Source organism: Streptococcus sp. SN3, from assembly GCF_030439905.1.
In genome coordinates this window covers 512,819-533,267 of sequence record NZ_JAQFJF010000001.1, presented here as the reverse complement: position 1 = coordinate 533,267, position 20,449 = coordinate 512,819, and the positions used below count along the sequence as shown (strand labels likewise).

The window sequence follows — 20,449 nt, the reverse complement described above, 5'->3', positions numbered from 1 at the left end:
GGAGGAATTTCTTGAGGAGCTTCATAAACAACGTGAGGAAGAAAATCAGAATAATCAATAAAACTGGTAATATGCTGAGAATTCATTAACATAAAAGAAGGCGCTTTATGGCTTTAGAAAGAGGATATAAATGGAATTAAGAGATACATTTTCAGATAGAAATAATATAGATGGACTTATAAATATTTTTCAAAAAGCTATTCAGGATTCTGAAGAAAGAATTCAAGGAATTGAACAAGATGAGAAAGAAGGGGTTCAAAAATTTTCGTTAGATAATATGGTAGTAATCTCTAATATAAGATCATCGATTTTTAGATATCAAAAAGAAATTATGATTGCTACTTATACAGCTGGTTATTCTCTTGAAAAATTTAAGAGCGAGTATATTAAATATATAAAAAATATGAAGCTATCATGGCATAGTAACTCTGGTTACGAACAAATGGTTTGGGCTCTTTCAATTGGAATTATGTTAGATATAGATGAAGCAATATTTGACCAGATAGTTGATTTGGTAAAAAAGGATGATCCAGAGGATTATTTGATTGATTACTTGATTCAATCACGTCAACCAGATTGGAAGATTCGGATAAACTATAATTTTCCAAGACCCTATGGCTTTACACGGAAAATTATTGAAGAAGAGAATACTGAGCAGGCTCTCAAACTGCTGAAAGAATATTTGACTAAGAAATGGTACCAAGGGAGCAAAGATACGGGATGGCATGATTTGCATAAAACAAACAATAAAAGTTATTATAGCTATTGGTCCTTTGAATCAGGAGCTATTTGCAAAATCAAGGGCTTGGATTACAAGGAATTGGAAGGTGTTCCGTATTTCCCTTATGATTTGGTTGCTGAAGGAGCGAAAGACTAGTGTGTGCTAAGAGATATTTAAGTGATAGAATTAGTGGCTTACAGAAGTAATGGCCGTACCCTTTATAAAACGAACAAACAAAATTAAAATCAACAGAGGAATGAGAAAGGTAATAAAAAATGAAAACGATTTATTTAAGTCAAAAAGACATGTTGGAAATCTGTCAAGATGGTGATAAGTATTTCTTGCGTTATCCAACTTTTAATATTACAATGCAAGAAGTAGTTCAAGAAATCCCCAAAGAAGCTGCAGATAGTTACATGTCGGGAGAACATACTGGGAAAGAGTTGATGAATTATGCGCAGTATGGTTTTTGGAAATCTAAAAAACAGTATACACAAGATGAATCCGATAAGCTCTTCATCGAAGATCATCCTTCCTTTATTTTGAAAAATCCTGAAAATAGCCGTCGCCTTTTCACAGCAGAAGAATTTAGACAAATCGCCACTCAAGCCATCTCTTCAGAACTAAAGCCAACTGAACTTGATGCTATTGGTACAGTTGATAATCATTTGGAGCTTCTCTTAGTGGATCCAGTTGATTGGCAAGAGGAGATAGAAGCAGTCCATCTGGAAATTCTGCAGGAAAAAATTAACAATTACATCTACTTCCTCGAAAGTAAGCAATATGTGGAGAGATATGGCGATAGCTTTAATAAAAAAATCATCCACATCACATTTCAGTATTCTCCATCTGACAACGGTTTGGCCTTTCTCGCTGCTGTACAGAAAGTGTTACAACCCACAGATATGAGCTTGAAGGTAGAATTGCCAGAGTGAGAAAAAACCACAGAAATTCCTCTTGAACTTCTGTGGTTTCTTTTTTACTCTTGATAGGAAACAATGCCGATGATGGTATCGACAGCGCGTTCCATGGTTTCTAGGCTGACATATTCGAAGCGGCCGTGCATGTTTTCGCCGCCTGCAAAGAGGTTGGGAGTCGGGATGCCCATAAAGGAAATTTTAGATCCATCAGTTCCTCCACGGATAGGCTCGATGACAGGCTGGATATCCAGACTTTCCATGACTGCCTTGGCGATATGTATAGGTGTCATGTCCTTTTCAATGACCTGCTTCATGTTGTAATACTGGTCTTTGAGGTTTAAGATAACACGCTCGCTGCCTAGCTCTTGGTTCATCTTATCAGCAATAGCCTGCATGGCAGTTTTGCGATTTTCAAAAGCCTCTGTCTCAAAGTCACGGACAATGTAGCTAGCATGAGCTTCTTCGACAGTCCCGGTCAGGTTCATCAGGTGGTAGAAGCCTTGGTAGCCCTCAGTCTTCTCTGGTCGGTCGGCTTCTGGCAGCTGGTTGTGGAAGTCAATAGCTAGCTGGAGAGCATTAACCATCTGGTCTTTAGCAGTTCCCGGATGGACATTGCGGCCTTGGAAGGTCAGTTCTGCTCCAGCAGCGCTAAAGGTTTCATATTGTAACTCGCCTAGCGGTCCGCCGTCTACTGTGTAGGCAAAGTCCACATCGAAGTCCTCAGCGTCAAACTTATCAGCACCGATACCGATTTCTTCATCTGGACCGAAGCCAACTCGGATTTCTCCATGCTTGATTTCTGGATGGGCAGACAGGTATTCGATAGCCGCCATGATTTCAGCAATACCGGACTTGTCGTCTGCTCCCAAAAGAGTGGTTCCATCAGTTGTAATCAGGGTTTGGCCCTTGTATTTATGGAGACTGGCGAAGACCGCAGGATCTAAGTTAAAGCCAGATTGCCCCAGCGGAATCACACCGCCGTCATAATTCTCAATGACCTGCGGCTGGATGTTTTCTGCGTTGAAATCCGCCGTATCCATGTGGGAAATAAAGCCAATTTTGCGAGTAAAGCTAGGGTCGTTGGCTGGTAGAGTCCCAATTGCAAATCCGTTGGGCAGGTAGTAGACATTTTCCAAGCCGACCCGCTTCATCTCAGGAATGAGGACATTGTTGGCAAAGTCCACCTGACTTTGGGTGCTGGGTGTAGTAGTAGATGTCTCGTCTGAGCGCGTGTTGACCTTGACATAAGTCAGGAAACGCTCTAAAAGATTAGGATATTTCATAAATGCTCCTTTTTCATTTCATTTAAGTCTATTTTAGCATATTCAGGAGAGAGTGAGAAATGTTTTTCGTTTCTTGGATATAAAGGCAAAATCTAGCAATTAGTTTTATATCTTGTCAAAATCTGGTAAACTATATCTATGCAAATGGAAAAAACAATCAGCAAAGTTGTGATTTTGGGGGCTTCGGGAGGTATAGGTCGTCAGCTAGCTAAAGAATTGGCTCAAAGGACAGACCAGCTAGTCTTGGTCGGCAGAGATGAAGCTAAACTCACTCAACTGCAAGAGGATCTATCTGGAGTCAAGGCCAAGCTTTCCTTCAGAGTTTTGGATTTGCTGGATGCGGCTGCTGTTGACGATTTTGCCCTGCAGCTAGAGGCGGATTTACTGATTAATTGCTGTGGTCTGGCGAATTTTGGTCCAGCGCTATCTCTTTCAGAAGCAGATGAAAATGCCCTCTGGCAGGTTAATTACCAAGCACCGATTCGACTGATCAAGCAAGTCGCAGAGCGCAATCGCAAGATAAGTCTTGTCCAGCTTTCTTCTTTAGCTGCCCTTTGTCCCCATCCTTATTTGGCAGCTTATAGCGCCAGCAAGGCCGCTTTGCAGACTTACTGTCTAGCCTTGCAAGAAGAGCTGCAACTTAAAGGCTCTGAGGTGACGGTTTGTCTTTATATACTGGGACCGGTTCGGACTTCTATCTTTCCTCCAGAGCTGCAGGATGCTTTGGGTGGAAGTCAGTTGCAAATGAGCCCGGAGATAGCAGCACGACGCATCATCAGACTCCTTCAGCAAGACCGTTCCTATGCTATAGTGGGCAAGAGATATCGACTATTGTCTTGGCTCATGAGACTACTTCCGCAAAGATGGATTATCCGTTTGATTGGCGCATATCTACGAAAGGGGCTTTGAACATGAAACTTATTTTTTTCCTGCTGACATCTGCTTATCTGCTTCTCTTTATCTTGCGTTGGCTCTTGTCTTTGGCTTATTTGAAAAAAGGGCAGAGCTCCTCATCAGACTTTCAAGAGGAGCTTTATACGGTGGTTCAGCCCATCCTATCTGGTGATCCTCGTTTGGAAAATGATTTATTAGCCAATCTCCAACAGACTGAAGCAGTTGAGTTTTACTGGCTGATTGATCAGTCTGACCCAGAGGCGCAGCGAGTGGCTGACAAGATTTGTCAAAATCCTTCTTATGCCCAGCGCGTTCGCATTTTTCTCATGGAGGATGTCCCCCAGGGGATTAATCCTAAGAGTTATAAGATTGAGCAGATTATAGATGAGCTGACTCGACCTTATTTGATTGTTCTCGACGACGACAGCGTCATTGATTTTTCAAAAATGGGAGAATTGACAGCTCATCTAGGTGAGAATGTTATTTTGACCGGTATTCCCTATAATCAGGAGCGAAGTAATTTCTGGTCCAAGCTAGTGGCAGCTTTTGTCAATGGAAATTCTTTCATTACCTATTTTACCATGGCTGAAGTCAAAGCCAACCACTCGATTAATGGAATGTTCTACATCCTGCCACTTGAACTGGCTAGAGAGCAGAAGCTCTTCAGTGCTATAAAAGATTATTTGTGTGATGATTTGGCTGTAGCGGATTTTTTACGCAGCAAGGGAGTTGAGATTATCCAGACGCGGGTGACTTGTAATGTCCGGACCACTATCAAGGATGCCAAGCGATATCTGTTGCAGATGAAGCGTTGGCTGCTTTTTAGCTCTATCTATCTGAAGGAGCACTTGGACTGGAAGGTTATTATTTTAATTGCTCTGCCTAGTTTTCTGCCGCTTCCTGCCTTGCTCATTAGTTTCTTTCTTGGCTGGCCTTTTGTGCTGCTGGCTTTGCTTTTACTCTTGGTCAAGGCGGTTTGGATGCTGGCTTATCGTCGTCACATTCTATCCGGTCGGCCGCATCCTGATGAGGTGTTCTACGAGGTGCTGAATGACCTAGTCTTGCCTTGGCTTTTCCTCTATGTCTTGCTCAGTCCGCGGGTGATTAACTGGCGGGGAAGGAAGATTCGAGTGACGGATGGGAAAATCCGCTATGAGTAAGATGAAGCAGTACTTGGATAAGTTGGATGCTCTGTCGCTAGACCAAACCTTGATAGAATCTAGTAAAGTCTTGCTTTTTCTCAGTGGCAGCAGTCATTTGAACTGCGCTAGTCTGACCGCAGGACAGCTTGAGTTTCTTGAGCAGATTTGTCTACCGGGTTTCTCAGTGGTGGCTAGTAATTTTCCCTTTAATCAGGGATTTGAGCATGAGCGACAAACCCAAGTTTCCTTGTTGACAGCTTCCATTTCCAATATCCGTTACTATTGGCATACTCTCTACAATTCTCGCTTTCAGGAGGCTTTGCAGCGGCATTTATCTCCTTTACTGGATGTTGAGGAGGCTGTCATTATCTGCAAAAGCTCTGGACTCAATATGCTGACTCAGTGGCTGGAGGACTTGGGTGAGGAAAAGCTGCCCTTCAGACTGAGAGTGATTGCGCTAGGGCCTGTTTCACGGAGACTCCTAAATCGCAAGGATATTGACTTGCTGGTCATTAAGGGAAAGAAGGATATTTACAGTAGATTTCTAGATGGCCATCCAGCTGATGTGGTGGTGGATAGCAACCATTTTGATTATGAATACAGGGAAGATGTGAAAGGATTAGTTCATGACTGGATTAGAAAAAGTGATAAAGATTGATGTGATTAGTGTGCCATTTAGTGGGCATTTGCTGCCTACTTTGACCTTAGTCAAGCCTCTGCTGACGGATCCGCGTTTTCGGATTCGGGTCATCACTGGCTGCCAAAAGAAAGAGCTAGTAGAGGAAATTGGTTTTGACTGTCTGGCTCTCTTTCCAGAAAGACCGACAGTGATGGAAGACATCGCCAATACTCCGCAGCAAAGCAATCTTTTGATTGCCTATCAGCAGTTTCGGGCCAATTCCAGACTAATTCCAGAAGTTATAGATGAGTTAAATCGAATTTGGCAAGAGGGTGGTAAACCGGATTTGGTCATAGCGGATTTTGTTGCTTCCCCAGCAGGCCTGATTTCTGATTGCTTTGGCATCCCTTGGATAACCACGATTCCGAGTCCGGTTGCGATTGAGTGCCGGACGACAACGCCGACCTATTTGGGAGGATGGAAACCTCATCAGGGTGCCTTATACAAGTTCAGAGATGCCTTGGGCAGGCAAGCTATTCGCTGTGGAAAGAAAATGGCCTTTGCCTTGGTCCGGAAGAGTTTGGGAGACTATCAAGATTTTAAACTCTATCGGGAAGACGGCACAGAAGCTATTTATTCGCCTTACTCTATCTTGGCTTTGGGCATGAAAGAGCTGGAGTTTCGAGATGATTTTCCTAAGCATCTTCGCTGGGTTGGCTACAAATGCCTGTCCTTTGATCGTCTGCCTGAAGCACATGAGTCTTATTTTGAGACCGATAAGAAGCGGGTTTTAGTGACTTGCGGTACGCATTTGAAATGGGAGAAGGAGCGCATGGTGGAGCGGGCGAAAAAACTGAGCCTACTCTACCCAGATTACCTCTTTTACGTCACCTTGGGAGAAGCTAGTGGCTTGGGAAATGTTCCTCGCAAACTGGCGGAAAACCTGCTGCTCTTTGACTATCTGCCTTATACAGATATTCTGGATAAGATAGATTTTGCCATTCACCATGCGGGGACGGGTATCATGATGGCCTGTATTGAGCATGAGATTCCCAGTCTCATTTTGCCGCAGGATTATGATCAGTTTGATAATGCCGTTCGTGCTGAGCTAGCCCAAGTAGGGCTGGTAGCTCGTAGAAAGACCGATGCTGAAGTGCTGCGCATTTTTAAGGAATTGACAAATCGCCCGGACTGGTCTCAGTTGAAAACTCTTGCCCAGCAAAGCAAAGAATATCAGCCTACAGAAATTCTCTATCAAGAGCTGGGGCGGCTGCTTAAGGTTGATTTATAACTGGAAAACTCAACAAATCATTAAAGCATACTTCCAATATTAAAGTGTCTGAATTATTAAATTTTCCTATTCTTTTCAAGGAATAGGTTTTTTGGTCTATTCAAGTCTTTTTTAAGATGTTAAAATGAAAGTGATTACAAGAAAGTCGTTGGAAAGCCAGCTTGGCTTTCTCGGAGTGACTGAAGAGGAAAGATAATGAAGAAAGCAATTCTAATGATGACTTTTGGCTCGCCAGAGGAGATTAGCTTTGAGGGAGTGGCTGAATTTTTTACCAATATTCGCCGCGGTGTCAGGCCACAAGACAATGAGATTCAGACCCTCTATGATAACTATGTCCTCATTGGCGGAACGCCTCTGCAGCGTATCAGTCTAGAAGAGGTAGAAAAGGTTCGTCAGCGTTTGGCTGGCGAGTATGCAGTTTATTTTGCCAATAAATTCTCACGTTCCTTTATCACAGATGTGATTGAGCAGATGGAAGAAGATGGTATTGAGGAATGTATCTGTTTGATCCTAGAGCCGCATTTTTCTTACTATTCTGTCATGGGTTATGAGAAGTTTATCCAGAGTGATCGTATCCGCTTTAATATCATTAAGGAATGGTATCAGGAAGAAGCTATTCTTGATTATTGGGCAGAGGAGCTGAGAAAGATTCTTACAGAAGATGTTGGAGAAGAGACCTTCAAGATTTTCTTTTCAGCCCACAGTGTGCCTATTTTGGCATTGGATTTCGGAGATCCTTACATTGATCAGATCTATGACAATGCCCGTTTGATTGCTGAAAGGTTAGGTCTGACAGAAGAGGATTATCTCAATGTTTGGCAAAGTGAGAGTGACATCGGACTCCCTTGGATCAAGCCTGACGTGCTGGACTACATGCGTCAGCAAGAAACACATCCGCAGCATTATATTTTTGTGCCGATTAGCTTTATCAGTGAGCATATAGAGGTTCTTTTTGACAATGACGTGGAGTGCAAGGAACTTTGCGAAGATTTGGGTATTGCCTATCATAGACCGCCTATGCCCAATGCAGATGCCCGTCTAATTGATGCCCTGATTCAAAGTATCCGCCGCCATGAGCATGAACCCTTCAAAGAATGTTTTCCAGAAGAAGAAACCTTCGATGAATTGCAGCCGTCGGAGGAGAGCAGCCAGATTCTTGCAGAGGCTGAAGAGCTGAAAATGCCAGATTTCGTCAAGAAACTGATTGAGAAAAAAGGGCGCGAGAATGTTAAGATGCCATATTTTGTCAAGAAAATGCTGGAGAAAGCAGGAAAGCTGCCCAAGAGCTGATTGTCCATATTCGTTGATGATTTTATAAGATTATTCTAGAAGGAGAAAACCGTGAGACTTTGGCACCAAGATTTGATTGAAAAACTTCCGCGGCAGCAGCTTTTAGGCCAGCACCGAGAGTGTGCAGCCTTACGTGGACGAGGTTGGGGCAAGCCGCATGCGACGGTCAACTATGTTTTTGAGCACAGCCCTTATTGCCTCTATGCTTATCACCTGCTGATTATGGAGGAGATGCAACGACGGGGCTATCAGCCGGATACCCTTTGGCTGGATAAAGACTATCGTGGCAAGACTTGTCCAGCTTACCAGCAGTTGCCAGCTGAGGAGCTCGAACATCCCATTTATCCGGAGCATGACGCAGCCTATCTGAAAGAATGCTTGGAAAATCTCAAGGAGAAAGGAATAGAAATCTTCTGATTCCCAAGTGACAAGACGGCATAGTATTAAGGTTATAGAACAAAAAAGGAAGAGACATTGCTCTTCTTTTTTGACTTTTATGAATTCAAAATAAACTTCTCAATAGCTGCAGCAACCCCATTTTCTTCACAGCTGTCTGTGACGGCATCCGCTAGGCTTTTGACATAGTCTGAAGCATTTCCCATGGCAACACCGAGACCTGCGTATTCCAGCATTTCGATGTCGTTGTTGGCATCACCGATTGCCATGATTTCCTGAGGATTGACGTCCAATTGTTTAGCCAATCGCTCTAGGGCAAAGGCTTTGGTCACACCAGATGGCATGGCCTCGTAAATGACTGGCTGAGAGCGAACACCACTGAAACGCTGGCAGATTTCTTGGCCAAAGTCGGCTTCAAAAGCATCTACTTGCTCTTGGCTGCCTAAAAACATAGCTTGAAACATTCTGTGTTTACCGCTGCAAGCCTCTTCCAGACTAATCTCGGTTGGAGTGGTGAATACTAGGCTAGCATCATTCACGACATAGGAACTGGCTTTTTCTCCGACGACGAAATAATGATCCTCATCAAAGAGAGTCAGCTGGACAGGGCTATTTTCAGACAGGCTGTAGAGATAGCGAATATCCTGACCGCTCAGCTCTTGCCAGTCCACCAAACTCCAGTCGCTGGTCTGATGTGTAGCGCAGCCATTGTCCACGATGACATATTCGTTTTCTTGTGCAAGGCCCAGCTTGTTGTAATAAGGCTTGACGCCGACCAAGGGGCGACCTGTACAAAGAACCAATTTGACTCCTTTTTCAATAGCTTGGTGCAGAGCTTCGATGTGAGCCTGGGGAATTTCTTTTTTGCTGTTGAGCAAGGTGCCGTCCATATCAAGTGCAAGAATTTTAATCATAAAGTGTCTCCAAAATTATTCTGTGATAAGTATAGCATAATTTACAGAGAAAGTCCGAGTCTATAGGAAAAATCACTGGTCTTGTGTTATAATAAATAGAATACCCTAAAAGGATGAGAAAAATGAATTTAGAAGATTTGAAAAAACGTCAGGAGAAGATCCGCAATTTCTCCATCATTGCCCACATTGACCACGGAAAATCAACCTTGGCCGACCGGATTTTGGAGGCGACGGAGACGGTTTCCAGCCGGGAAATGCAGGCCCAACTTTTAGACAGCATGGACTTGGAGCGGGAGCGCGGTATCACCATTAAGCTTAATGCCATCGAGCTCAATTATACTGCCAAGGACGGTGAAACCTATATCTTTCACTTGATTGACACGCCGGGACACGTGGACTTTACCTATGAAGTATCGCGGTCATTAGCGGCCTGCGAAGGGGCTATTTTGGTCGTGGATGCGGCTCAGGGGATTGAAGCTCAGACCTTGGCTAATGTCTATCTAGCGTTGGATAATGACTTGGAAATCTTGCCAGTCATCAATAAGATTGACCTGCCAGCTGCGGATCCAGAGCGGGTGCGGGCAGAGATTGAAGACGTGATTGGACTGGATGCTAGCGAAGCCGTATTGGCTTCTGCAAAGGCTGGCATCGGAATTGAGGAAATTTTAGAGCAGATTGTGGAAAAAGTTCCAGCTCCGACTGGAAATGTAGAAGCACCGCTCAAGGCCTTGATTTTTGACTCGGTCTATGACGCCTATCGTGGGGTAATTCTGCAAGTGCGGGTTATGGACGGTGTGGTTAAGCCGGGGGATACCATTCAGCTCATGAGCAATGGCAAGACCTTTGATGTAACAGAGGTCGGTATCTTTACGCCCAAGGCTATTGGACGTGATTTCTTAGCGACAGGGGATGTTGGCTATATCGCAGCCTCTATCAAGACGGTACAGGATACTCGGGTCGGAGATACAGTGACCTTGGCGGATAATCCAGCTGCAGAGCCACTAGCCGGCTACAAGCAGATGAACCCGATGGTCTTCGCCGGTCTCTATCCGATTGAGTCCAATAAATACAACGATCTGCGTGAGGCGCTTGAAAAGCTCCAGCTAAACGATGCCAGTCTGCAGTTTGAGCCAGAAACATCTCAGGCATTAGGATTTGGTTTCCGTTGTGGCTTCCTGGGCTTGCTGCACATGGACGTCATTCAGGAGCGTTTGGAGCGTGAGTTTAATATTGATTTGATCATGACGGCGCCATCCGTTATCTATAAGGTCAATATGACGGATGGTGCTTCAATTGATGTGTCCAATCCGAGCGAGTTTCCGGATCCGACCAAGATTGATTCCATTGAGGAGCCTTATGTCAAGGCGCAGATTATGGTACCGCAGGAATTTGTCGGAGCGGTGATGGAGTTGGCTCAGCGTAAGCGCGGTGACTTTGTGACCATGGATTACATCGATGATAATCGGGTCAATGTCATTTATCAAATCCCACTTGCTGAAATCGTCTTTGACTTCTTTGACAAGCTCAAGTCCTCTACTCGTGGCTATGCTAGCTTTGACTATGAAATTTCTGAGTATCGCTCGTCCAAGCTGGTGAAGATGGATATTCTCCTCAATGGCGACAAGGTTGATGCTCTCAGCTTCATTGTTCACAAGGAATTTGCCTATGAGCGTGGTAAGCTGATTGTAGACAAGCTTAAGAAAATCATTCCTCGTCAGCAGTTTGAAGTACCCATCCAGGCAGCCATCGGACAGAAAATCGTGGCTCGGACAGACATCAAGGCCCTGCGTAAAAATGTCTTGGCCAAGTGTTATGGTGGTGATGTTTCTCGGAAGCGCAAACTCCTAGAAAAACAAAAAGCCGGTAAAAAACGGATGAAAGCTATCGGTTCTGTCGAAGTCCCACAAGAAGCCTTCCTCAGTGTCCTGAGTATGGATGAGGAATAAAGTCTTATATCTCTAGGTAATATATCCCAAAAGGAGAAAATCATGAAACGATCGTATCTGCTTGGAGCAGTTCTGGTATTAACTTCACTTACTCTTGCATCGTGTGCCAATTCTGGACAAAAGCCTGATCAATCTAGTTCTTCGACTAGTTTCAGTGCACAAGTGAAAAAGAATTCTTCAAATTCTTCTTCTAAAAGAAGCAAGAACAAAACCAATCAAGAAACAAAACGTGTTGGTTCTCCAGAGTTTGGTTATATCGATATCCCAAGTAAATGGATTAAATTTTTTGATGCAGAAGTTGAAGGACTTATCCAATATACCGACGGTTCTGCTTATAATATCGTTACCATGAATGCTGTTTCTAAGGCAGAAGCTGAAGTAGCAGATGGTGAGACTTTCAATGCAGAAACAATTGCTCAACATGTAGCCTATAATTGGAGTCAAAAAGATAATATTGAGAAGATGTGGGGCTCTAAAAGTACTGTCTCAGGAATAGAAGCCTTTCAAATAAACATCATTCTGAAATCGGGACAACTTGCTAATACATTAGTTTTCCAAAAAGATGACAAAGTCTATATACTATCCTTTGAAGGCGACGAAGAAACTCTTGATGATTTCATTACAAACATGAAAGATACTTGGAGCCTTGATGGCAAGGGAGCAGTCAGCGAATAATAGTTTAAAAAACAAGAGGCCTATTTATTAAGTCTCTTGTTTTTTTCAGTGTAGAAGCCAATTATGTTTCACAAAAAGATAGTGATAAATCAGAAAAAACGTTCGACTACTATCAAATCCAAGCAAAAAGGCTTACAAAAATTTGTAGGCCTTTTCTTGAAATCCGAACGTTAGGAAATCTTTTTTAGATTTTACTTGACATTTTCTGAAATAGGAATATGATAAAATGTGAACACTGTATAAGACAGACCTTATGCGTGTTCGAAAATAATAGAGCGTTGCATCCGTAAGTCAATTTGACACGGCTCTTAAAAAACAAAAGGAGAAAGAATGAATACTTATATCCAAAAGAAAATCGCAAACATGAAGCTGACGCTTTCTGAAATGTCTGGTGGCTACAAACGAATGGTGACTAGCATGAAGAAGCTCGGCTTTTCTGGTACCTTGAAGCTTATCTGGGACGATTTGTTTGCTCATCGCAGTCTAGGTCAATGGTTTTATCTCTTGATTCTAGGGAGTTTTCCGCTCTGGCTGGAGCTGATATATGAACATCGCATCGTGGATTGGACGGGGATGATTTGCAGTCTAACCGGGATTATCTGTGTGATCTTCGTTTCTGAAGGACGGGCTAGCAATTACCTCTTTGGTTTGATCAATTCTGTGATTTACTTGATTTTGGCTTTGCAGAAAGGCTTCTATGGCGAGGTCCTGACGACTCTTTACTTTACCATCATGCAGCCAATTGGACTCTTGGTGTGGATTTACCAAGGTCAGTTCAAAAAAGAAAAGCAAGAGTTTGTTGCTCGTAAGCTAGATACCAAAGGATGGACAAAATATCTATCACTCAGTGTGCTTTGGTGGTTGGTCTTTGGCTTGATTTATCAGTCCGTGGGTGCCAATCGTCCTTATCGTGATTCAATCACAGATGCGACAAATGGTGTAGGGCAAATCTTGATGACGGCTGTTTATCGCGAACAGTGGATTTTCTGGGCAGCGACCAATATTTTTTCTATCTACCTCTGGTGGGGCGAAAGTCTTCAAATTCAAGGGAAGTATTTGATCTATTTAATCAACAGTTTGGTAGGATGGTACCAGTGGAATAAGGCTGCTAAAAAAGCATAGTCCTACAAACAGAAAAGCAATCGGATGTGACAATGTCTCTCTTTCCTTTCGTTCTAAAAATATGGTAAACTAGTATTAGTAAAATTTATTAGATTTAGGAAGGAATGACCATGAAAAAGAAGTACTTTTTGCTCTCCCTGACAATCTTAGCCGGTCTGTCTCTGTCTTCCTGTAGCCTTATTAAGAGCTATAGCAGTCGGAAACCATCTGATTCTTCCAGTCGGGTTTCTCTGAGAGATGACAGCGATACAAGTAGTAGCAGTCGTAGAGAAAAAGATTCGTCAAAGACTACTGGTACGCAGCGGGTTGGCTCTGATGATTATGGCTATATCAGTATTCCTGATAATTGGATTAAGTTTACAGACGTAGATGGTGGCGACAGCGTCCAGTATACGGATGGAAGTGGCTATAATATTGTCACGATGAACGCTTATACAAAAGAAAAAGCCAATATCGGAGAAGGTGAAGAATTCAACGCCGAAACCATTGCCCAACGTATTGCCTACCACTGGAAGGATAATAAGGAAGTCGATGATTTTTGGGGAGCAAAGAGTACCGTAGCTGGAAATGAAGCCTTTCAGATTAATGTTGTTTTAAAATCCACTCAAAACCTAACGGTTTGGGTCTTCAAACAAGGCGATAAGGTCTATATGATGTCCTTTGAAGGCGATGAAGACACTCTGTATGAATTTATCCCTTATATCGAAGATACATGGAGCGTCAGCAAGGACGGTGGAAAAAGCATTTAGCGACAGCATTTGATGATTGCTCTCTAAGTTCATAAAAAGCAAATCTGGGACTCGTTCTCAGATTTTTTTGTTAGATGGGATATCTAATATTCTTTGAGTTTGATAAGATTTAAGAGGGCTCATTTTATGATATAATAAAAGCAATTTGAATACAGAAAGAAAAATATATGACCCAAGAAATCGACCTTGAAAAGTACCATCAGCTAGCTTTGCAGAAGCAGAAAGAGCATCGAAAATTTTTAGCCAGTCTCAAGAAAAAGCCACCAAAAAACCTAGATAAGATTGCCCAGCAAATCCATGATGAGGTTTTTGAGGAGATTGACTGTACAGCCTGTGCCAATTGCTGTAAGACGCTGGGACCAGACTTTAAGGAAGCCGATATTGTCCGTATTGCCAAGTATTTCAAGATGAAGCTGCCGGCTTTTGAAGAGGAATTTCTGCAGGTAGACGAAGACGGTGACAAGGTTTTCAAGGCCATGCCTTGTCCTTTTTTAGGTGGAGACAATCTCTGCTCGATCTACGATGTCCGTCCCAAGGCCTGCCGAGAGTTTCCTCATACAGACCGTAAGAAGATTCATCAGATTAATCATCTGACAATTAAAAATACCCTGACCTGCCCAGCGGCTTATCTCTTTGTGGAGAAGCTGCGGGATAGGTTGTAAAATCCCCCCTCTAAATCTTGTACAAAAATTCTAGGGTGAAAGTTTCTTATATCTGTTAGACTATAGTTAGAATTGAACATGGCCTAGAAGCTGTGTGAAAAAGATGAAATTTTCTCGGAGCAGGAGCCCCTCCGTCAATTTTCCAATTTCCACTTTGCTTTTAACGGCCTTAGTATCTTTTGTGAGGTAAAAAAGAATATGATGCATCAATTCAATCAAACCATGGAATATCTGGAAAGTAAGTTGGACGCAGAAGTAGATTTGCAGAAATTTCAGCAGCTATCGGGCTATTCTTATGCTCTCTTCAGCAGGCTCTTTTCTATCCTGGCAGATATGACTTTAGCAGAATACTTGCGCAATCGCAGGCTATCAGAAGCTGTGACGGACTTGCGGGAAAGCTCTGATAAGGTTATTGACATAGCGATGAAATACGGCTATGAGTCTGCCGATGCCTTTAGCGCAGCCTTTAAGAAATTCCATGGTGCGACTCCCTCAGAAGTTCGAAATGGAAAACCTTATCGCGTCTTTCCTAGACTTCAATTATCCTTAAAGATTACAGGAGGAAAGAACATGGATATCAAGATTCAAAAGAAACCTGCTTTTACCGTGGCAGGCGTCCTATTGGAAGCTATTGACAATAGCCAGTGCCCGTCTGCATGGGAGCAGCTCTATGCAAATCACAGCTTTGAAAGCCTAGAAAGTCTGGGCAGTGGCCATTCCTTTGGTGTCTGCTCGGATGTCAAAGAAGGCGAAATCATCAACTATATGGCCGCTTATGATGTGACGGATAAAGCTAAAGCAGAAGCACTAGGTCTGTCAATTAAAGAAATCGCAGAAGCCGAGTATGCCATCGTACCGGTCAAAGGGGCTATACCAGCCAGTATCCACCATGCTTGGAAATATGTCTTGGAAGTCTTTTTTCCAGAAACTGGCTATCGCCACACAGGAGCACCAGACTTTGAAGTTTACACCGAGGGAGACATGTCCTCGCCAGACTATCAAATGGAACTCTGGATACCAGTGGTGAAATAAAATGGTGATTGCAAGTCATTTTTTAGGCGTTGATTACAGAGGAGGATGATGCTATGCAGATGTATTTTGGGGACGTTTCTCTTTGTTATACATATTCACTTGCGATGGCGCTGCATTCGTATGGTTATGATGTTCGCCCTGAGTTTTTGGAAGCCATTATGGTGATGGGAAATGGCGCTAGTATTGTAAAGGAAGATGAAAAACACCCGCTAGTCTTCTTTGATAATGGGATGCCAGATAGTTCTATCAGCCATTCTTTAAACATTTTGGGCTTTACATACGATGAATACTATATAAAGGATTCAAACGATTTGAATCTTCCCTCTATCAGAGAGATCTTAAGTAAGTTCTTGCTAAGCGGCCCTGTTGTTCTTGGCCCTTTGGACATGGGTTATCTGACTTATAATCCCAATCATATCCATTTGTATGGGGTGGACCATTTTGTTTCAGTTTATGATCTAGATGATGAGTTTATCTATTTCCATGATCCAGCAGGCTTTGCTTGTATGAAAATGAGTTTGTCAGAATTTGCGAATGCCTGGGAAGCTAAAAATATCGACTATAAAAGAGGTTCTTTCTCCATGTGGGGAAACTTCAAAAAAATCAAATCTCCAACGTCCAAGGAGATTTATCAAAAAACATCTATGTTGATGAAGCAACAATATGAATGTGGCGAGGAGAATGTGATAGCAAGATATGCTAAGTCGGTAGCGGTCAATGGCTTGAATGAAGAACAAAAACATCTTCATCAATACTTTAGTTTCAAATTAGCTTCTATCAGAAATCTATACATGAGCAACTTCTTAAAAGAATACGATGCTGTCAGATCAGAACTAAAAGAAAATTTAGCAAGATTGTTCGGCCAAGCTCATCTATTTTGTATCAAGGAAGATTATCAGAAATTGTCAGAAGTCTTGTTTGATATTGCAGCGCTAGATAATAAATTTAGAGATTTGTGTGTTCACTATAAAGTAGAGTAGAAGAAGTGGGAAAAGCGAAGATGCTGTTTGGAAATGCAGCAGAATCGAAAGAAAGGACTCCAAACTATCAAATGGCTCTCTGGATACCAGTAGTGAAATAGATTAGAAACCAGCCGTTCGTTTTTGAGCGGCTGATTTTTTGGTGGCTTGTGGTATAATGAAGCTACTACAGTTACAGAAAGGATTTCAACCTTGTCATACAAATTTCTACTATTCGACCTTGACCATACGTTGCTGGATTTTGATACGGCTGAAGATATTGCCTTGACTCATTTTTTGGAGGAGCAAGGCGTAACGGAGATTCAGACCTACAAAGACTATTATATTCCCATGAACAAGGGGCTTTGGCGGGAACTGGAGCAGGGGAAAATTACCAAGTCGGAGCTAGTCAATACTCGTTTTTCTCGTCTTTTTGCCCATTTTGGCATTGGGAAGGATGGAGCCGAGCTAGCTCTTCTCTATCAGCAGCATATCGCTCAGCAAGGACAAACCTACGCTGGTGCTAGCGAGTTGTTGGACAGTCTGACAGCAGCTGATTATGAGATTTACGGAGCCACCAACGGTATCATGGCTATTCAGACCGGCCGTATGGCCCATTCCGACATTTCTCCTTATTTTAACCATATTTTCATCTCGGAAAAGATGGGGACTCAGAAGCCCGAAGCTTTGTTTTATGAAAAAATAGCAGAGCAGATACCAGATTTTGACCTGTCTCAGACTTTGATGATTGGAGACTCCTTGACAGCTGATATTGCTGGCGCTAATAATGCCGGATTGGACTCTCTCTGGTACAATCCCAAGCAGCTAGGAAATAAAAGTCTTTTTCAGCCGACCTATACCGCCTATTCTTATGATGACATTATCAGACTCTTGGTCCCATAAGGAGACTGCAAATGAAAAAAATCCTTGCCTTGTTTTCTCTTAAATATATTTATATCGAGTAAGCTAGTAAAAACGCATTGCGTTTTTAAGGTGAAAAGACATAGCTAAAAAATTTTTAACTCTGTCAAGAAAAAAACTTGACAGCTATTTTTAATCTGCTATAATAGAACATGTGCTTAATAGCTTTGCTATTTCACCAAAAGAAAAAAATAAAGAAAAGAGACCTTAATAATGGCAGTAAAAATCCGTTTGACTCGTATGGGTTCTAAGAAAAAACCTTTCTACCGTATCAATGTTGCAGACTCACGTTCACCTCGTGACGGACGTTTCATCGAAACAGTTGGTACTTACAACCCACTTGTAGCTGAAAACCAAGTTACTTTGAAGGAAGACCGTATCCTTGAGTGGTTGGGTAATGGTGCACAACCTTCTGATACTGTACGCAATATCCTTTCAAAAGAAGGTGTATTGAAGAAATTCCACGATTCAAAATACTCTAAATAATAGAAGCGTAGGTTGACATATGGACACGATTGAAAATCTAATTATTGCGATAGTGAAACCTTTGATTTCACAGCCAGATGCCTTAACTATCAAGATTGAGGATACACCTGAATTTTTAGAATATCACCTGGATCTTGATCAGAGTGATGTTGGACGTGTAATCGGTCGTAAAGGTCGTACTATCTCCGCTATAAGGACGATTGTTTACTCTGTCCCAACCGAGTACAAAAAGGTTCGCATCGTCATTGATGAGAAATAAGAAGCAGCGGGGCTATGTGTCCCGCTTTTTCTATGGCCCTTAATGAAACAAGCCTTTAGGCGTAGTTGAATTTAGGGCCATTGATGCAGTTCGAGCTATGCGAGAACTACGTTCCTTAATTTCCTTGCAGAAACAAGTTATTAGGCTCAGTTGAATTTAGGACCATTGATGCAGTTCGAGCTTCGTGAGAACTAGTACTTCATTTAAGATAAAAACGAAATGCAGGGGCGAGTTTAGAGAAATTCGAAACTGGAGGACATATGAAGTCAGAAGATTATGCTTGGAACACTCATGAGCGTAAGTGTTATGAGAATGATCAAGTGATTTTACCGAGCCCTTATAAGCTAAAAATTCTGGATGATAGTGAGAAGAGATTGGAATTGGAGCTTGTTTTGGAGGAACTTCCTCAGGGGCAACTGGCTCGATGGGCTATGAAAATGGCGTCAAGCTTTATAGCTCTGATAGATGCGGAAGATGAGTCTGAAAAGCAGAAGATTTTGACTCAGGTAAGAGCGATTTTTCGGGCTCGACTTGATGATAGGGCATCTGCCTATGAACTAAGGCAGGCTGGTTTCTTGGCTCAGCAGCTGTCGCAGCAAGCCCAATCACAAATCGGTAAATATGCTGCGCGTGTCTTTGCCCAAGCAGTCGCAACAGGCCACATGCGGGGCCATGCTATTGTCGCAGCGGATTATGCCATCAAAGTCAGAAACTTGCAGAGTCCAGATGATTTGCAGCGGGCTGTCAAGGAAAGAGAAGAGCAGATAGAGCTAGCCTCTGCTTTTATTAGATCAGGAAAGGAAACTTTATGAAGCATTTATTTTCGCGCTTGTCACCAGCGCAAAAGATCATCTTGTCTTTTCTTCTGGTGATATTCTGTGGCTCCTTGCTACTCAGTCTCCCTTGGGTGCAGACGGCTAGTTCCCAAGCGGGCTATCTGGATCATCTTTTTACAGCTGTCTCGATGGTCTGTGTGACAGGGCTTTTTACTCGATCGGTTGTGGATACATACAATGTCTGGGGACAGCTCCTTTGTATGCTGCTGATTCAGATTGGTGGTTTGGGAATCCTGACTTTTATCGGATTTTTCACCATGGAAAGTCGGAAAAAGCTCAGCCTCAAGGATCGCCGTATTCTGCGGGATAGTTTTAGTTATGGTCACAATCGTACCTTAGGTCAATTTGTCCGTTCGATTTTTATCACGACTTTTACTATCGAAGGACTGGGTGCGCTCCTTCTCATGATTCGCTTCATTCCCAAGTTTGGTCTGAGAAAAGGGATTTTTAATTCTATCTTTTTAGCCGTTTCTGCATTTTGTAATGCGGGCTTTGATAATTTTGGCAATGATAGCCTACTAGGCTTGCAGACAGATGTTTTGGTCAATATCACCTTGGCTCTCCTCATCATTACTGGAGGACTGGGCTTTATGGTCTGGTTTGACTTGGCGACTAAATTGGGAGGAAAACAGAAGGGGCTGCACTTTCATACTAAGGTAGTCTTGCTGCTGACTGCTGGTCTCCTCGTTTTTGGGACGGTCACGAGTCTCTGGACGGAGTACAATAATCCTGGAACGATTGGCAATCTTTCCTTTGGCGATAAGCTACTGGTCAGCTTTTTTCAGACAGTCAGTATGAGGACAGCTGGCTTTGCTTCCATTGATTATACGGCTGCTCGTCCAGTAACTCTGTTTATCTATCTGATCCAGATGTTTTTAGGAGGAGCTCCGGGTGGTACAGCGGGCGGTCTGAAAATTACGACCTTCTTAGTTCTTTTGCTTTTTGCCCGAAAGGAAATCCTGGGCTTGCCTCATACCAATATGGGACGGAGAACGCTGTCTCCTCAGCTAGTGCAGAAGGCTTTTGGTGTGACAGTGATTTTTCAGCTGACATTTCTGCTTGGTCTTTTGGCTCTTGGGCTAGTGACCGATAGCAGTCATCGTTTTATTTACCTGATATTTGAGACTGTGTCGGCATTGGCTACAGTTGGTGTCACGGCCAATATCACTACCAGCCTCAATACAGCTGGTATGATTGTGATTATGTTGCTAATGTTTATTGGACGGGTGGGGCCGCTGACTCTTATGGTCAGTCTCAACCATTATCAACCGAAGAAGGCTGCAACCTTGCATTACAGCAAGGCGGACATTATGATTGGATAGGAGAAAAGAA

The 20,449-nt window shown here is 42.8% G+C and carries 22 protein-coding genes; 20 read left to right on the top strand and 2 right to left on the bottom strand.

What is annotated here, in order from left to right; genetic code table 11:
* The first annotated feature begins 130 nt into the window (after positions 1-130).
* Positions 131-877, top strand: coding sequence for a PoNe immunity protein domain-containing protein (locus PCY71_RS02370; protein WP_048772797.1), 747 nt, complete (start codon positions 131-133; stop codon positions 875-877).
* Positions 878-996: 119 nt separating this feature from the next.
* Positions 997-1,656 (top strand): DUF6572 domain-containing protein, encoded by a 660-nt coding sequence (locus tag PCY71_RS02365; RefSeq protein ID WP_048772800.1) that lies wholly within the window; start codon positions 997-999, stop codon positions 1,654-1,656.
* 44 nt (positions 1,657-1,700) lie between these two features.
* Here the strand turns inward: PCY71_RS02365 and pepT are convergent, their stop codons facing one another.
* Positions 1,701-2,924, bottom strand: coding sequence for a peptidase T (gene pepT / locus PCY71_RS02360; protein WP_125342473.1), 1,224 nt, complete (start codon positions 2,922-2,924; stop codon positions 1,701-1,703).
* Between the two features lie 138 nt (positions 2,925-3,062).
* On the opposite strand from pepT, the gene PCY71_RS02355 reads away from it, so the two are divergent.
* The 6 genes from PCY71_RS02355 (at position 3,063) to PCY71_RS02330 (ending at position 8,577) form a co-directional block, all read left to right on the top strand.
* A complete protein-coding gene (locus PCY71_RS02355; protein WP_125342472.1) occupies positions 3,063-3,833 on the top strand; it encodes an SDR family oxidoreductase in 771 nt (256 codons plus the stop codon).
* A gap of 2 nt (positions 3,834-3,835) precedes the next feature.
* On the top strand, positions 3,836-4,978 hold the full coding sequence (locus PCY71_RS02350) for a glycosyltransferase (RefSeq protein ID WP_185774644.1): 1,143 nt from the start codon (positions 3,836-3,838) through the stop codon (positions 4,976-4,978).
* Positions 4,971-5,618, top strand: coding sequence for a hypothetical protein (locus PCY71_RS02345; protein WP_185774643.1), 648 nt, complete (start codon positions 4,971-4,973; stop codon positions 5,616-5,618). Before PCY71_RS02350 ends, PCY71_RS02345 begins: the two co-directional genes overlap by 8 nt.
* Positions 5,587-6,870 carry a glycosyltransferase gene (locus PCY71_RS02340; protein ID WP_125342469.1) on the top strand — a complete coding sequence of 428 codons (1,284 nt, stop codon included), beginning with the start codon at positions 5,587-5,589 and terminating at the stop codon, positions 6,868-6,870. The genes PCY71_RS02345 and PCY71_RS02340 overlap by 32 nt, the downstream gene beginning before the upstream one ends.
* A 195-nt stretch (positions 6,871-7,065) precedes the next feature.
* A complete protein-coding gene (gene hemH / locus PCY71_RS02335; protein WP_185774642.1) occupies positions 7,066-8,160 on the top strand; it encodes a ferrochelatase in 1,095 nt (364 codons plus the stop codon).
* Between the two features lie 51 nt (positions 8,161-8,211).
* The gene (locus PCY71_RS02330; protein WP_048772812.1) at positions 8,212-8,577 is read left to right on the top strand and encodes a TIGR02328 family protein; all 366 of its coding nucleotides are present in this window, start codon (positions 8,212-8,214) and stop codon (positions 8,575-8,577) included.
* Between the two features lie 77 nt (positions 8,578-8,654).
* Here the strand turns inward: PCY71_RS02330 and PCY71_RS02325 are convergent, their stop codons facing one another.
* Positions 8,655-9,470, bottom strand: coding sequence for a Cof-type HAD-IIB family hydrolase (locus tag PCY71_RS02325; RefSeq protein ID WP_048772815.1), 816 nt, complete (start codon positions 9,468-9,470; stop codon positions 8,655-8,657).
* A 122-nt stretch (positions 9,471-9,592) separates the two neighbouring features.
* On the opposite strand from PCY71_RS02325, the gene lepA reads away from it, so the two are divergent.
* The 12 genes from lepA to PCY71_RS02265 all read left to right on the top strand — a co-directional run bounded on the left by lepA (position 9,593) and on the right by PCY71_RS02265 (position 20,439).
* Positions 9,593-11,416, top strand: a complete 1,824-nt coding sequence (gene lepA, locus PCY71_RS02320) for a translation elongation factor 4 (protein ID WP_032908149.1) — start codon at positions 9,593-9,595, stop codon at positions 11,414-11,416.
* A 42-nt stretch (positions 11,417-11,458) separates the two neighbouring features.
* The gene (locus tag PCY71_RS02315; protein WP_002903031.1) at positions 11,459-12,091 is read left to right on the top strand and encodes a hypothetical protein; all 633 of its coding nucleotides are present in this window, start codon (positions 11,459-11,461) and stop codon (positions 12,089-12,091) included.
* Positions 12,092-12,421: 330 nt separating this feature from the next.
* Positions 12,422-13,213 carry a nicotinamide riboside transporter PnuC gene (gene pnuC / locus PCY71_RS02310; protein ID WP_002924477.1) on the top strand — a complete coding sequence of 264 codons (792 nt, stop codon included), beginning with the start codon at positions 12,422-12,424 and terminating at the stop codon, positions 13,211-13,213.
* Positions 13,214-13,317: 104 nt separating this feature from the next.
* A complete protein-coding gene (locus PCY71_RS02305) occupies positions 13,318-13,962 on the top strand; it encodes a hypothetical protein (protein WP_075202667.1) in 645 nt (214 codons plus the stop codon).
* Positions 13,963-14,129: 167 nt separating this feature from the next.
* Positions 14,130-14,624: a YkgJ family cysteine cluster protein gene (locus PCY71_RS02300; RefSeq protein WP_002904626.1), complete on the top strand. Its 495-nt coding sequence runs from the start codon at positions 14,130-14,132 to the stop codon at positions 14,622-14,624.
* A gap of 198 nt (positions 14,625-14,822) precedes the next feature.
* Positions 14,823-15,656 (top strand): AraC family transcriptional regulator, encoded by an 834-nt coding sequence (locus PCY71_RS02295; RefSeq protein ID WP_048772821.1) that lies wholly within the window; start codon positions 14,823-14,825, stop codon positions 15,654-15,656.
* 53 nt (positions 15,657-15,709) lie between these two features.
* Entirely contained in the window at positions 15,710-16,636 is a 927-nt protein-coding gene (locus PCY71_RS02290) for an RADC (protein ID WP_048772824.1), read from the top strand.
* Between the two features lie 192 nt (positions 16,637-16,828).
* On the top strand, positions 16,829-17,518 hold the full coding sequence (locus PCY71_RS02285; protein ID WP_033179163.1) for a YjjG family noncanonical pyrimidine nucleotidase: 690 nt from the start codon (positions 16,829-16,831) through the stop codon (positions 17,516-17,518).
* Between the two features lie 231 nt (positions 17,519-17,749).
* Positions 17,750-18,022: a 30S ribosomal protein S16 gene (gene rpsP, locus PCY71_RS02280; RefSeq protein WP_002895310.1), complete on the top strand. Its 273-nt coding sequence runs from the start codon at positions 17,750-17,752 to the stop codon at positions 18,020-18,022.
* Positions 18,023-18,041: 19 nt separating this feature from the next.
* Complete coding sequence (kphA, locus tag PCY71_RS02275) at positions 18,042-18,281, top strand: RNA-binding protein KphA (protein ID WP_002895313.1); 240 nt, start codon at positions 18,042-18,044, stop codon at positions 18,279-18,281.
* A 260-nt stretch (positions 18,282-18,541) separates the two neighbouring features.
* Positions 18,542-19,093 carry a putative immunity protein gene (locus tag PCY71_RS02270; protein WP_048772829.1) on the top strand — a complete coding sequence of 184 codons (552 nt, stop codon included), beginning with the start codon at positions 18,542-18,544 and terminating at the stop codon, positions 19,091-19,093.
* A complete protein-coding gene (locus tag PCY71_RS02265; protein WP_048772831.1) occupies positions 19,090-20,439 on the top strand; it encodes a TrkH family potassium uptake protein in 1,350 nt (449 codons plus the stop codon). Before PCY71_RS02270 ends, PCY71_RS02265 begins: the two co-directional genes overlap by 4 nt.
* The last annotated feature ends 10 nt before the right edge of the window (positions 20,440-20,449 follow it).

What these genes read in the sequence shown, in the direction of transcription:
- hemH (WP_185774642.1), top strand. Translation starts at nt 7,066, where the DNA reads ATGAAGAAAGCAATTCTAATGATGACTTTTGGCTCGCCAGAGGAGATT.
- PCY71_RS02325 (WP_048772815.1), bottom strand. Translation starts at nt 9,470, where the DNA reads ATGATTAAAATTCTTGCACTTGATATGGACGGCACCTTGCTCAACAGC.
- PCY71_RS02265 (WP_048772831.1), top strand. Translation starts at nt 19,090, where the DNA reads ATGAAGCATTTATTTTCGCGCTTGTCACCAGCGCAAAAGATCATCTTG.
- PCY71_RS02295 (WP_048772821.1), top strand. Translation starts at nt 14,823, where the DNA reads ATGATGCATCAATTCAATCAAACCATGGAATATCTGGAAAGTAAGTTG.
- PCY71_RS02355 (WP_125342472.1), top strand. Translation starts at nt 3,063, where the DNA reads ATGCAAATGGAAAAAACAATCAGCAAAGTTGTGATTTTGGGGGCTTCG.
- kphA (WP_002895313.1), top strand. Translation starts at nt 18,042, where the DNA reads ATGGACACGATTGAAAATCTAATTATTGCGATAGTGAAACCTTTGATT.
- PCY71_RS02370 (WP_048772797.1), top strand. Translation starts at nt 131, where the DNA reads ATGGAATTAAGAGATACATTTTCAGATAGAAATAATATAGATGGACTT.
- PCY71_RS02315 (WP_002903031.1), top strand. Translation starts at nt 11,459, where the DNA reads ATGAAACGATCGTATCTGCTTGGAGCAGTTCTGGTATTAACTTCACTT.
- rpsP (WP_002895310.1), top strand. Translation starts at nt 17,750, where the DNA reads ATGGCAGTAAAAATCCGTTTGACTCGTATGGGTTCTAAGAAAAAACCT.
- PCY71_RS02350 (WP_185774644.1), top strand. Translation starts at nt 3,836, where the DNA reads ATGAAACTTATTTTTTTCCTGCTGACATCTGCTTATCTGCTTCTCTTT.
- PCY71_RS02345 (WP_185774643.1), top strand. Translation starts at nt 4,971, where the DNA reads ATGAGTAAGATGAAGCAGTACTTGGATAAGTTGGATGCTCTGTCGCTA.
- PCY71_RS02340 (WP_125342469.1), top strand. Translation starts at nt 5,587, where the DNA reads ATGACTGGATTAGAAAAAGTGATAAAGATTGATGTGATTAGTGTGCCA.
- PCY71_RS02270 (WP_048772829.1), top strand. Translation starts at nt 18,542, where the DNA reads ATGAAGTCAGAAGATTATGCTTGGAACACTCATGAGCGTAAGTGTTAT.
- pnuC (WP_002924477.1), top strand. Translation starts at nt 12,422, where the DNA reads ATGAATACTTATATCCAAAAGAAAATCGCAAACATGAAGCTGACGCTT.
- pepT (WP_125342473.1), bottom strand. Translation starts at nt 2,924, where the DNA reads ATGAAATATCCTAATCTTTTAGAGCGTTTCCTGACTTATGTCAAGGTC.
- PCY71_RS02365 (WP_048772800.1), top strand. Translation starts at nt 997, where the DNA reads ATGAAAACGATTTATTTAAGTCAAAAAGACATGTTGGAAATCTGTCAA.
- PCY71_RS02305 (WP_075202667.1), top strand. Translation starts at nt 13,318, where the DNA reads ATGACCATGAAAAAGAAGTACTTTTTGCTCTCCCTGACAATCTTAGCC.
- PCY71_RS02290 (WP_048772824.1), top strand. Translation starts at nt 15,710, where the DNA reads ATGCAGATGTATTTTGGGGACGTTTCTCTTTGTTATACATATTCACTT.
- lepA (WP_032908149.1), top strand. Translation starts at nt 9,593, where the DNA reads ATGAATTTAGAAGATTTGAAAAAACGTCAGGAGAAGATCCGCAATTTC.
- PCY71_RS02300 (WP_002904626.1), top strand. Translation starts at nt 14,130, where the DNA reads ATGACCCAAGAAATCGACCTTGAAAAGTACCATCAGCTAGCTTTGCAG.